The organism is Salibacterium sp. K-3, assembly GCF_054052005.1.
Map to the genome: position 1 here is coordinate 618,693 of NZ_JBSVZE010000001.1, position 11,316 is coordinate 630,008.

At 40.4% G+C, this 11,316-nt stretch carries 11 protein-coding genes and 1 pseudogene; 11 read left to right on the plus strand and 1 reads right to left on the minus strand.

Going from position 1 to position 11,316, the window contains the following annotated elements; genetic code table 11:
* The first annotated feature begins 47 nt into the window (after positions 1-47).
* Positions 48-395 (plus strand): hypothetical protein, encoded by a 348-nt coding sequence (locus ACW9JV_RS02865; RefSeq protein WP_457331161.1) that lies wholly within the window; start codon positions 48-50, stop codon positions 393-395.
* A gap of 303 nt (positions 396-698) precedes the next feature.
* Here the strand turns inward: ACW9JV_RS02865 and ACW9JV_RS02870 are convergent, their stop codons facing one another.
* Positions 699-1,481, minus strand: a complete 783-nt coding sequence (locus ACW9JV_RS02870) for a DeoR/GlpR family DNA-binding transcription regulator (RefSeq protein WP_457331163.1) — start codon at positions 1,479-1,481, stop codon at positions 699-701.
* 387 nt (positions 1,482-1,868) lie between these two features.
* On the opposite strand from ACW9JV_RS02870, the pseudogene ACW9JV_RS02875 reads away from it, so the two are divergent.
* The 10 genes and pseudogenes from ACW9JV_RS02875 to glpX all read left to right on the plus strand — a co-directional run.
* Positions 1,869-2,008: pseudogene (locus tag ACW9JV_RS02875) on the plus strand (erythritol/L-threitol dehydrogenase); the annotation flags it as partial.
* Between the two features lie 47 nt (positions 2,009-2,055).
* On the plus strand, positions 2,056-3,474 hold the full coding sequence (locus tag ACW9JV_RS02880) for an ABC transporter substrate-binding protein (protein WP_457331165.1): 1,419 nt from the start codon (positions 2,056-2,058) through the stop codon (positions 3,472-3,474).
* A gap of 114 nt (positions 3,475-3,588) precedes the next feature.
* Entirely contained in the window at positions 3,589-4,554 is a 966-nt protein-coding gene (locus ACW9JV_RS02885; protein WP_457331167.1) for a carbohydrate ABC transporter permease, read from the plus strand.
* A 10-nt stretch (positions 4,555-4,564) separates the two neighbouring features.
* Positions 4,565-5,383 carry a carbohydrate ABC transporter permease gene (locus ACW9JV_RS02890; protein ID WP_457331169.1) on the plus strand — a complete coding sequence of 273 codons (819 nt, stop codon included), beginning with the start codon at positions 4,565-4,567 and terminating at the stop codon, positions 5,381-5,383.
* A gap of 13 nt (positions 5,384-5,396) precedes the next feature.
* Entirely contained in the window at positions 5,397-6,542 is a 1,146-nt protein-coding gene (locus ACW9JV_RS02895) for an ABC transporter ATP-binding protein (protein WP_457331171.1), read from the plus strand.
* The gene (locus ACW9JV_RS02900) at positions 6,530-7,648 is read left to right on the plus strand and encodes an ABC transporter ATP-binding protein (RefSeq protein ID WP_457331173.1); all 1,119 of its coding nucleotides are present in this window, start codon (positions 6,530-6,532) and stop codon (positions 7,646-7,648) included. Before ACW9JV_RS02895 ends, ACW9JV_RS02900 begins: the two co-directional genes overlap by 13 nt.
* A 38-nt stretch (positions 7,649-7,686) precedes the next feature.
* On the plus strand, positions 7,687-8,691 hold the full coding sequence (locus ACW9JV_RS02905; protein WP_457331175.1) for a dihydroxyacetone kinase subunit DhaK: 1,005 nt from the start codon (positions 7,687-7,689) through the stop codon (positions 8,689-8,691).
* Between the two features lie 19 nt (positions 8,692-8,710).
* Positions 8,711-9,316, plus strand: a complete 606-nt coding sequence (gene dhaL / locus ACW9JV_RS02910) for a dihydroxyacetone kinase subunit DhaL (RefSeq protein WP_457331177.1) — start codon at positions 8,711-8,713, stop codon at positions 9,314-9,316.
* A gap of 355 nt (positions 9,317-9,671) precedes the next feature.
* Positions 9,672-10,127 (plus strand): ribose 5-phosphate isomerase B, encoded by a 456-nt coding sequence (gene rpiB / locus ACW9JV_RS02915; RefSeq protein ID WP_457331179.1) that lies wholly within the window; start codon positions 9,672-9,674, stop codon positions 10,125-10,127.
* Between the two features lie 223 nt (positions 10,128-10,350).
* Positions 10,351-11,307: a class II fructose-bisphosphatase gene (glpX, locus tag ACW9JV_RS02920; protein WP_457331181.1), complete on the plus strand. Its 957-nt coding sequence runs from the start codon at positions 10,351-10,353 to the stop codon at positions 11,305-11,307.
* Positions 11,308-11,316 lie beyond the last annotated feature (9 nt).

Here is an 11,316-nt window from a genome sequence, read left to right on the forward strand (position 1 = left end):
CTTTCAAACCCTTTAAAAGGCAGCGACTGTTTTGAAAGAAAAAGGGTATGATGCCCTCTGCCGTTAATGTACCGAGCCTGAATACAGCCGACACCTTAAAACTTATCGCAGAGCAGGGCGGAATCCAGGCTGAACTCGGTCATGCTTTCACAGGTACCACCACTCTTCACGTCAACATGAATCAGTTGGAAAAGCCTGCTATTGCGTATGTCTCCGAGTTCTCCCATACCTATAATCAAAAATCTTATGTTTATGGCGGCGGGTTTTATACCCGGTCGAATGTCAAATCTACCCTTACGGGGAAGAGATTGTCGGAAATGAAACAAATGGAAGTAATTTCGAACGAGCCTGGAACTATCGATACGCATTATACGGTGCTCTCTCCGGAAGATTGAAGCCAATCCCCATTTTTTTCATGGAGAGAAGGCGTTCTGCAGCAGGCGGTCACGATGGGCATGGCCCCCATTTTGCAGGCCCGGAATATTGTTCTGTTGGTGAGCGGGGATAAAAAGCTCACGCCGTTAAAGAAATGCTGGCCTCGACTATTTCTCCTCCGTGTCTTTGCCCGTAAATACCCGTTCTTTTCTCGTAATCGATAATATACCAAAAAACAGCCAACATGATTTTGCATCATGGCTGTTTTTGGTTTTGCATATAAGTTATTTAACCAAGAGATCCAACCCCCAACCCGATATAAGTTAAGCTTCTACCGGGCAGAGGACTTCAATGTTTCTTTCTTCAAAGTTTTTATACTGTTCCTTGGTTAAAGTCTGATCTGTGATAAAGCCAGAAATATCATCTGTGCTGGCAAAAGAAGAAATAGAACTTTTCCCAATTTTTGAATGATCCATGAGAGCAACAAGAGAGGTAGCTTTTCTCGCCATTTCGGTTTTTAATTCTACTTCATAAACGTTAAAATCCGTAAGACCAGTTTCGAAAGTAAAACCATTACCGGAAGTAAACATAACGTCCACATATACTTGATCCAAAATATTTGAGCCAAGGATACCTTCTAAGGAACTGGAACCCTTCCGCACTACTCCTCCCAGCAGAATCACCGTTAAATCAGGATTTTCTCTTAACTCCAAAGCGGTATAAATGCCGCTTGTAACCACTGTAAGCTTGATATTTTTCTGTTTCAGCAGTTTTGCCAGTTCTAGAGCTGTGGAACTTGCATCCAATAAGATGCATTGCCCTTCTTTTATAATTTCTAAAGCTTGCTGCGCGATAATAACTTTCTCGCTTTTATTCTGTTTTTCTCTGGTTGAAAATGAAACCTCTTCTCCAGGATAACTAGGGAGCATAGCTCCGCCATGAGTTCTTCGAAGAAGTCCTTCCTTTTCCATTTCCTTCAAATCCGAACGAAGAGTTACTTCCGAAACATCCAATTCTCCAGCTAACCGTTTAACAGTGAGACGCATTTCTTTATTCAATATTTCCATAATTTTATGACGTCTTTCTGTTACAAACAATTTACTCATAAGCTTCACCTTCTTATTTTTTCATTCTACATACTATCATATGAAAAAAAAAGAAGATAATCAAAAATATTAATAATTTCCGGAAGAAATATTTTAAGGAAAAAATATATTCTTAGGATGATGAGCCAGGTTAATTCCAAGTATTACCTTTCATAACGATGGAATCCGAAAATTATTTCATATATGGAATTATTATCCTATAAAATAATCAATTGAAACCTAAAACATAATAAAATGTAACTAAACGAAAAAATATTATAAATTGTATTGACAAACGAAATCTCATAAACTAAGATTTACTTATACATTGAAAGCGCTAACTAATCTAAAATTTTTGAATTTAATGGGAGGAGGAGTACATATTGTCAGCGATAAAATGCTAATACAATGGTGCCAGAGAAAATGAAAGCGCTTGTTTCCTATGCTCCTGGGGAATAGAAAACAAAAAAGAAATTATTGTGAAAGTAGAAGCATGCGGTATCTGTGCCGGGAATATTAAAGCTTATGATGGAGCTCCGAGTTTATTTTAGAGCTTTATAATATACAGAAAATTCATAAAATTGGAGGGGTAACAATGAAAAAGCGGCTGTTTTTAATTTTTATAATTGCATTAATTACCGTACTTTCTGCATGTTCAAGTGGAAATAATGAGGCAGGGACAGAAAGCGGAGAAAGTGGTGGAACGGCAGAAGCCGATTTGGATGAGCTTGATGGAGAATTCGATTGGAAAAGATTTGAAGGAACTGAAATCAATGTAGCCTTAAATGACCATCCGTATACGGATGCAATATTGGAACGTTTGCCGGAATTTGAAGAAAAGACAGGAATAACAGTGAACGACTCTGTTACCCCTGAAGAAAATTACTTTGATAAGTTATCAACAAACTTAAATGCAGGGAATGGAAACCCGGATGTATTTATGACAGGGGCTTATCAAATCTGGGAATACGCACCTTCTGGTTACATCCAGAGCTTAGATGAATTTATAGAAGATGAAAGACGTACAGGAGAAGAGTTTGATCAGGAAGACTATTTTGAAGGGGTGCTTAACGCCAATCGTTGGGACGGGGTACCTGGAAATCCTGTTGGGGAGGGAGATCTGTGGGCCTTGCCACTTGGCTTTGAATACAATGCATTAAGCTACAACAAACGTGCATTAGAAGAAGCAGGGATTGATGCAGTCCCAGAAACCTTAGATGAACTAATTGAAGTCGGGGAGCAGTTGAATGGTTGGAACGGTGAAGGTTCTTATGGCATCGGGGTGCGTGGAACCCGCTCCTGGGCAACGATTCACCCGGGGTTTATGACTTCTTTTGCTAACCATGGAGCCGAAGATTTCGTAGTAGAGGATGATCAATTAAAACCGCAGCTTAATTCACCTGAAGCTGTGGAAATTACCGATAAATTTGCACAAATGATTCGTACAGCAGGACCATCGGACTGGGCAAACTACACCTGGTATCAAGTTTCTTCCGATTTAGGAGCAGGTAAAGCGGCCATTACTTATGATGCAAACACTTTCTCCTTCTTTAATAACCAAGAGGGTTCCACTGCAGAAGCAGGTAATATGGCACTGGCTCCTCCTCCTAAAACAAAGGATGGAGAGCTGGGGTCAAACATGTGGGTATGGTCTTTAGCAATGAATAGTACTTCAGAAAAGAAGGATGCAGCCTGGTTATTTATGCAATATTTCTCAGGCAAGGAACACACCAAATGGGGAGCAGAGAACATGGATGTTATTGAACCCGTTCGTCAATCGGCCTATGAATCTGATGGATATCAAAATCGTATCGCCGACATTGATGGTTATAAAGAAACATTTGAGACAATGATTGATAATGCCACCATAGAATTCACACCGCAGCCTCAATTTTTTAATGCAACAACGGAATGGGCCGAAGCACTCCAGGATATTGTTAATGGGGACGATACACAGGAGCGGCTCGATGAGCTAAACGATAGTATTGAAAATCGGGTGTCAAGAATACGGTAGATTAATTAGTTGGGGAGATGACTTAGACCTAAGAGAACAAACCTATACTTTTTAAGGCAGGTCTTTGTCATCTTTTTCGTTTAATAGATTCACGAATAGAAAGTAGGGGTAATAATGGCAGCACCTGAGAAAAAACTCTCCTCAGAGCATGCAGGCAGACTAAATGAACCACCCGTTCCTTCTTATACGAAAGAACACAAAATACCTCTTTCGAAAAAATTACGTCCATACCTGATTTTAGGTCCTGCTTTTTTACTGACGGTGGGTATTTTAATTCCATTTGGAATGGCCGTTATTTTTTCATTTACAAATTATTCATTTCAATATCCTGATTATACCTTTGTGGGGTTGTCTAATTATATTAATATTTTTCAAAGTGGCGGTTTTTGGCAGAGCGTGAAAGTGACGTTTATGTATGCTGGATTGGCTACTTTGATCGAAACACTGCTTGGTATTGGGATAGCTATGCTCTTAAACAGAGAGAATCTTTTGGCACGTTCCTTACGAATTGTACTTATTTTTCCGCTTGTCATTGCTCCGGTTATCGCGACATTAATCTGGCAGCTCATGACGAATAATTCAGTAGGTATTTTAAGCAAATGGTTAAGAATGATTGGCATTACTGATTTTAAATGGGCGGCTGATCCGAGTTCAGCTTTATTTACTGTATTAATTATTGATGCCTGGGTGTTTACTCCTTTTGTTATCATTCTTGTTCTCGCCGGGCTCCGTTCGCTGCCAAAAGCTCCTTTTGAATCTGCGATGATTGATGGTGGTTCTGCGTGGTTCACATTTAAAAATTTAACGCTGCCGATGATCATGCCTATGCTTTTAATAGCTATACTATTTAGATTAATGCTTTCTTTACAAATGTTTGATATTATCTTCGCTTTAACCCGCGGAGGTCCTGGAGATACACTAATGACGCTGCCGTTAACTGCTTATTTTGAAGCGTTTTCTTATAAAGAATTAGGTGCATCGCTTCCTTATATGGTTATTTTATGGGTGTTTGTATATGTGGTGAGCCATTACATGGTTAAATATTGGACCAGAACTCAAAGAAGGGCATCGGGAAAATAGGAGGGTTAGAATGAAAAGGACTAACATAATAGAGTTTTTAAAAAATCTTGCATTGATTTTATATGCACTGTTTGCTTTGTTTCCCTTGGTATGGCTGGTGATTATTTCATTTAAACATGATAAAGATATGTTCACAACAACCTTTATTTTCAACCCCACTTTAGATAACTATAAAATTATTTTTTCTGATGGAAGTTTTATTGGTTATTTTATCGATAATTTAATCGTAAGCAGCGGTGCCATTGCTTTATCCATTATTGTAGGAGTACCAGCGGCATATGCGCTGGCCAGATTTGATTTTAAAGGTAGAGAAACGATTGCCTTCACATTTCTATCATTTCGATTTGCACCAGAAATCTTTGTTGTACTGCCGATTTTTTTGATTTATCAACAGATTGGTTTGTACGATACGTATTTTGGACTGATCTGGGTTTTTCAGGTGCTTTCCCTTCCTTTAATGATTTGGATTTTACGTGGTTATTTTGAAGATATTTCAGTCGAGATGGAACATGCGGCGAGAATGGATGGATATACGTGGTGGCAAGTTTTTTTAAAAATGATAATGCCGTTAATTAAACCAGGTTTGGTGGCTTCTGCCTTATTGTCCTTAATTTTTGTCTGGAACAACTTTACGTTTTCATTATTGCTTGCCGGCCAGGATGTGATGACTACAACTGTTGCAATGGTCGGTTACTTATCATCAGATACCGTTCATTATGGACAGATGGCAGCTGCCGTACTTATATCTGCATTGCCTATTATTATCCTTGCGTTGGCGATTCAAAAGCACTTGGTACGCGGTTTAAGTATGGGAGCAGTTAAAGGATAAGGAGTGATGAGTGATGGCTGATATTAGACTTGAGAATATCTCTAAACGATTTAAAAGTGATATTGCTCTTAATGATGTGAATATTGAGGTGAAAGATAAAGAATTTTTTATTATTTTTGGCCCCGCCGGTGCAGGCAAAACGACTTTATTAAATGTAATAGCTGGAATCCATATGCCGAACCATGGTGCTGTATATTTACAAGATCAATATATTAATCACGTGGAACCGGAAGATAGAAATATTGCAATGGTGTTTGAGGATTATGCGCTGTATCCCCATTTTTCCGTTTTTGATAATATCGCTTCTCCTTTAAGAAGTCCTCGTTACAAAAAAACCGAACCGGAAATAAAAAAAGAAGTGGAACGTGTAGCAGGAATTTTAAATATAGAGTGGCTGCTGGAGCGCTCTCCGGATCAGTTGTCAAATGGGCAGCGGCAGCGGGTGGGTTTAGGAAGAGCATTGGTTAGAGAACCCAATGTTTATTTAATGGATGAGCCGATCACTCACCTTGACGCTAAATTAAGACATCAGATGCGGGCGGAGTTGAAAGAAATGCAAAAAAGTCTGGATACCACTACGATCTATGTCACCCATGATTATCTGGAAGCCCTGAGTTTAGGGGATAGAATTGCCGTAATTAATGAAGGACAGATTATGCAGGTAGGAACACCAGAAGAAGTTTATTTTTTTCCAGAGAATGAATTCGTGGCGGGTTCCTTTGGGGAACCTGAAATCAATATTTTTGAAGGGGATATTATTACCAGCGAACAAGTGGATTTCAGCCCATTTTTTGACCAATCCGCATTCGGTTTCCTGCCTGAAGAAAAACAGCAGGTGTTGGGCAATAAGGGGCTGCAAACAATTAGAATCGGTCTCCGTCCAAAAGATATCCATTTTCAATTTGAACCAGTTAACGGCAAGGAGTATATAAAAGGGAAGGTATTCAGCTTTGAACCTCTTGGAGCAAAAGCAGTACTCACCGTTGAAATTAATGGCAGGTATATTCGAATCACGATGAAATACCATGAAGATATTTCAATCAACCAGGATATTTATATCAAAATAGACTTAAATACTGCGATCTATTTTGATGAGCTGGGCAATAATCTGCTGAGCCAATTTTCAGCAAAAAGGAGGGGGCTGGCATGGCAAAATTAGTTTTGCATCAATTAAAAAAGATATATGCCAAGAAAGATGAAAAAGTTTATGCGGTAAAAAATTTGAATCTTGATTGCAGCGATGGTGAATTTGTTGCATTACTCGGCCCTTCTGGTTGTGGAAAATCAACCACGTTACGAATGATCGCTGGTTTAGAAGAAATTACAGAGGGAGATATTCTTATCGGCGGTCGTAAAGTGAATGATCTTCATCCAAAAGACAGGAACATAGGTTTAGCGTTTGAGAATTATGCTATGTACCCTCCATTATCGGTTTACGACAATATCAGCTTTAATTTAAGAGCAGGGGGAATTCAAAAAAAAGAAATTAAACAACGCATCAATAAAATTGCGGAACTGCTGGATATTCAGGACTTATTGGACTTCAAACCAGGAATGTTGTCAGGCGGTCAGAAACAACGGGTTAACATCGCCCGGGCACTTATAAGAGAACCAGAAGTTTTGCTGCTTGATGAGCCTCTTTCACATTTAGATGGAAAAGTAAGACAAAAAATGAGGACAGAAATTAAACATCTTCACACCGAAATTAATTCAACAACAATTATTGTAACGCATGATCAATTGGAAGCTATGGCGCTTGCTGATCGAATTGCTATTATTAAAGAAGGGGAATTGCAGCAGTTTGGCACGCCCTATGAAGTATTTAATCATCCACAAAATGAATTCGTCGCTGGTTTTGTTGGAGAACCCCCTATGAATATCATGGAAGTGCTGACAGTTAGGAATAAAGGGCGGCTATTTTTTAAAACAAAAAACAATGTTATTTCATTTCCGGTCCCTGATAACTATGTACAATATGTAAGAGAGAATGAAACCTATCATTTTGGGATTAGACCAACTGATATTTCCGTAGTAGAGGGCGAAGATTTTTCGGTTGAAACAAATGTTTCTATTTTTGAAAATCTGGGGGAAGAATGCAGGGTTCACATAAGACTGGAGGAGCAGACCGTGTTTAGTATAGTAAGCAGTGAGCTGTTGAATTTAAAACAGGGCGATCCGGTCAAGCTGAGATTTGAACCACACCGAATTCATATCTTTCATCCAGCTTCAGGAGAAAGAATTGAAAACCTTCTACAGGAAGTGTAAAAGCGAAATGAAACAATCCTAACATAGGCGGTGAAAAAATGAAAAAGTTAATGAATGTGCCTGAAAACGTAGTAGATGAGATGATAGACGGTTTCTTAAAAGCTCATCCTTCTTTAGTCAAAGGATTGGAAGCAAATTCACGCAGTATTATTCGTGCGGACACTGATAAAAAAGAGAAAGTAAGTGTCATTATAGGAGGAGGGTCAGGTCATGAACCTGCATTTATGGGTTATGTAGGTACAGGGATGGCAGATGGTGCGGCTGTCGGAAATATTTTTGCATCACCGCCTCCGGATCCAGTGTTGGAAGCGGTAAAAGCAGTAGACACAAGAAAAGAATCGCTCTTGGTATATGGGAACTATCAGGGTGATTTATTGAATTTTGGAATGGCAGCGGATTTAGCTGAAATGGAAAGTGATATCCAGGTAAAACAGGTGATCGTAAAAGACGATGTGGCTTCGGCGCCTAAAGAGGAATCAGATAAGCGAAGAGGAATTGCTGGAGAATTTTTTGTAACAAAAGTGGCTGGGGCAGCAGCTGAAACGGGTTATTCTTTAGAGCAGGTTTATGAATTAACGGAAAAAGCAAATCAGAATGTCAGATCGATGGGAGTTGGGCTGACTCCATGCTCGCTTCCCCAAACCGGCAAGCCGAGTTTTGAATTGATGGAAGATGAAATAGAGATAGGACTGGGTCATCACGGGGAACCTGGAGTTGAAAAAGAGAAGCTGCTATCTTCAAACGAGGTGACAGATCGATTAATGAACGACATTTTAGAGGATATGCCGTTAAATAAGGGAGAAGAGGTATCGGTCCTTGTGAATGGTCTTGGTTCAACCACCCGGATGGAACTATACATTATGTATAAAAGAGTGGAAGAAATCCTAAGTGAAAACGAAATCCATATTTATAAATCCTATGTAGGAAATTATAGTACGTCGCTGGAAATGGGAGGATGTTCCATTACTCTATTGAAAATGGAAGAGGATTTGAAACCTTTCATTGACGCTCAAGCGCATTGTCCCATGTTTGAACAAAACTAGCAGCTGGAGGTTACATATAATGAATGCATACGAGTGGAAACAATATTTTTCGAAGATTTCCAATATGGTGGAAAAGCAGAAAGACTATCTTTCCGAACTGGATCGAAAACTGGGAGATGGGGACCACGGTGTTACGATGTCCATTGGATGGAAAGCTGTGAAGGAAGAACTGCAAACTAATTTACAAAACGAAAATGATTGTGGAACGGTTGCAATGAAAGTTGGGCGAACCTTTCTTAGTGCAGTAGGGTCATCTGTAGGTCCGTTATATGCTTCCGGATTAATTAGTGGAGCAAAGGCAGTAAAAGGAAAAGCTGAAATATCTCATCAAGACGCAGCTGATTTCTGGATACAATTCGTTTCAGGTGTACATGAAAGAGGGCAGGCTCAAGTGGGTGATAAAACCATGGTAGACACTTTGCTTCCGATTCAGGAGGAACTGAAACGTTCAGGGGACTTGGGAAAAGCGTTGGCCGCGGCGAAACAGGGGATGGAGTCGACGAAACAGCTTGAATCCAAAAGGGGGCGTTCCAGTAGATTGAAAGAACGTTCCATTGGTCATCAGGATCCTGGAGCAACTTCTGCCTATTTAATTTTTTCGCTGTTTGTAGAACAATTTAGTTAATTTTGTATTGTTCTTATTTACAGGAGGAGCGGGGGACAGGGCCCGCCCCCTCCTATTTCCAGCAGGAGATATGGTATGCGATCTTTTGAAAAATAACAAAATGAAAGTATTTGAAACTTTTGCTTACTTCAAAAGGTTCTTCCCTTCTTTTACAGCGATTCAAGAAAACTATACATGATCTCCCCACTCCCGAAAAACTGGCGGAGTGATTAAAAATGGCCGGAGTGCCAAGTTCAATATAATAATTAGAAATGAAGTGCAATAAAACGCAATAACGAAAATAAACGAAATTATAAATTGACATACGAAAACAAAATATATAAAATGAAAATAAACGAAGGAGGGTCGGACTTAAATGAAAATAGCGCTCGGTAGTGATCATCATGCATTTGATTTAAAGGAAGAAATAAAAGCATATATTCATAACCTGGGCCACGATGTAGAGGATTATGGCTGTTACAGCTGCGACGCGGTGGATTACCCTGATGTAGCGTTTGAAGTAGCCCAGGACATCTCAAATGGAAAGGCGGAACGTGGTGTATTAATTTGCGGGACTGGAATCGGGGTGGCAATTGCTGCTGGTAAAGTGCCGGGGATGCGGGCAGCTCTTTGTCATGATACTTATTCTGCGGAAAGAGCCCAACTGAGTAATAACGCCCAAATATTAACCATGGGCGCTAAGATTATTGGAGTGGAAGTAGCAAAAAAAATAGTTGAAAGTTATTTAAATGTTACATTTGACGGTGGCAATTCCGAAAGAAAGATTCAAAAAATCATAGATAAAGAAAAAGAATACGGGGCCAAGAGGTAATAGTGAGTACAGATCTCGAATGGGTTATCCTAACCGTTGGGGGCAGCCTGACGGTTATTATTTTTCAGTAGTTAGGAGGATTACTTTGGCGTTTTTAAGATCCAGCTTCAACCTCCAGCCGGCTCGGAGGCCTGCAGGTCCATTCAGTGCCAGAAGGTGGTGTTTAGCCGAACTTCCTCTATTCAGGGAGCCTGCGCTTTATTAAAAAGAGGGGGGGATTGGGATGCAGTCATTAGCGATGTCATTTCTGAACGTTACACAGGAAGCAGCCATTTCTGTTTTTCCCCATATCGGCAAAGGTGACAAAATGCTTGCCGATCATAAAGCGACCGAAGCGATGAGGGAAACGCTTCATTCTCTGAATGCTCATTCAAGAGTGGTTATCGGGGAAGGAGAAATGGACAATGCTCCGATGCTTTATATTGGAGAAGAACTCGGAGCATCAGATGAACCCAAAGTCGATATTGCAGTGGATCCCATTGATGGAACCACACTTGTTTCGAAAGGTCAGGGGAACGCCATTACTGTGTTGGCTGCGGCCGAACGTGGATGTCTTCTGCATGCACCGGATATGTATATGGAGAAAATAGCGGTTGGTCCAAAAGCTAAAGGCAGCATTGATCTCAGTGCCTCGATAGAATCAAATGTAAAATCGATTTCAAAAGCCCTTGAAAAGCCGATATCTAAATTGAATATTCTGGTTCAGGAGAGAGAAAGGCATCAATCCCTTATTCAGGCTATTCAAAATATGGGAGCCAGTGTCACGCTATTTTCGGATGTGGACATTACCGGTATCGTTGCCACGGCAGTGGAAGGAAAAGATGTAGATATGCTTGTGGGCACAGGCGGTGCACCGGAAGGCGTCATCGCAGCCGTTGCGATGAGAAGTCTGGGTGGTGATTTTCAGGGAAGGCTGCGACCTGCAGACAAAGAACAATATAACCGCTGCCGGGATATGGGAATCGCGGATCCGGACCGTTATTTAACCCTCGATGATATTGTTTCTACGGACCGGTGCTTTTTTGCCGCAACAGGAATTACAGATGGCCCCCTGTTAAAAGGCGTTAAGTCAATAAATGAAGAGATGCTGCAGTCCCAGACCTTTCTGGCGGCGGACCGGCAGTACCATGTCGTTGAATCCGTCCATGCCAAATCACAGCTTTCCAAAAACGCGTTGTAACTCCGCTTT

What these genes read in the sequence shown, in the direction of transcription:
- ACW9JV_RS02865 (WP_457331161.1), top strand. Translation starts at nt 48, where the DNA reads ATGATGCCCTCTGCCGTTAATGTACCGAGCCTGAATACAGCCGACACC.
- glpX (WP_457331181.1), top strand. Translation starts at nt 10,351, where the DNA reads ATGCAGTCATTAGCGATGTCATTTCTGAACGTTACACAGGAAGCAGCC.
- ACW9JV_RS02900 (WP_457331173.1), top strand. Translation starts at nt 6,530, where the DNA reads ATGGCAAAATTAGTTTTGCATCAATTAAAAAAGATATATGCCAAGAAA.
- ACW9JV_RS02880 (WP_457331165.1), top strand. Translation starts at nt 2,056, where the DNA reads ATGAAAAAGCGGCTGTTTTTAATTTTTATAATTGCATTAATTACCGTA.
- ACW9JV_RS02895 (WP_457331171.1), top strand. Translation starts at nt 5,397, where the DNA reads ATGGCTGATATTAGACTTGAGAATATCTCTAAACGATTTAAAAGTGAT.
- dhaL (WP_457331177.1), top strand. Translation starts at nt 8,711, where the DNA reads ATGAATGCATACGAGTGGAAACAATATTTTTCGAAGATTTCCAATATG.
- ACW9JV_RS02890 (WP_457331169.1), top strand. Translation starts at nt 4,565, where the DNA reads ATGAAAAGGACTAACATAATAGAGTTTTTAAAAAATCTTGCATTGATT.
- ACW9JV_RS02905 (WP_457331175.1), top strand. Translation starts at nt 7,687, where the DNA reads ATGAAAAAGTTAATGAATGTGCCTGAAAACGTAGTAGATGAGATGATA.
- rpiB (WP_457331179.1), top strand. Translation starts at nt 9,672, where the DNA reads ATGAAAATAGCGCTCGGTAGTGATCATCATGCATTTGATTTAAAGGAA.
- ACW9JV_RS02885 (WP_457331167.1), top strand. Translation starts at nt 3,589, where the DNA reads ATGGCAGCACCTGAGAAAAAACTCTCCTCAGAGCATGCAGGCAGACTA.
- ACW9JV_RS02870 (WP_457331163.1), bottom strand. Translation starts at nt 1,481, where the DNA reads ATGAGTAAATTGTTTGTAACAGAAAGACGTCATAAAATTATGGAAATA.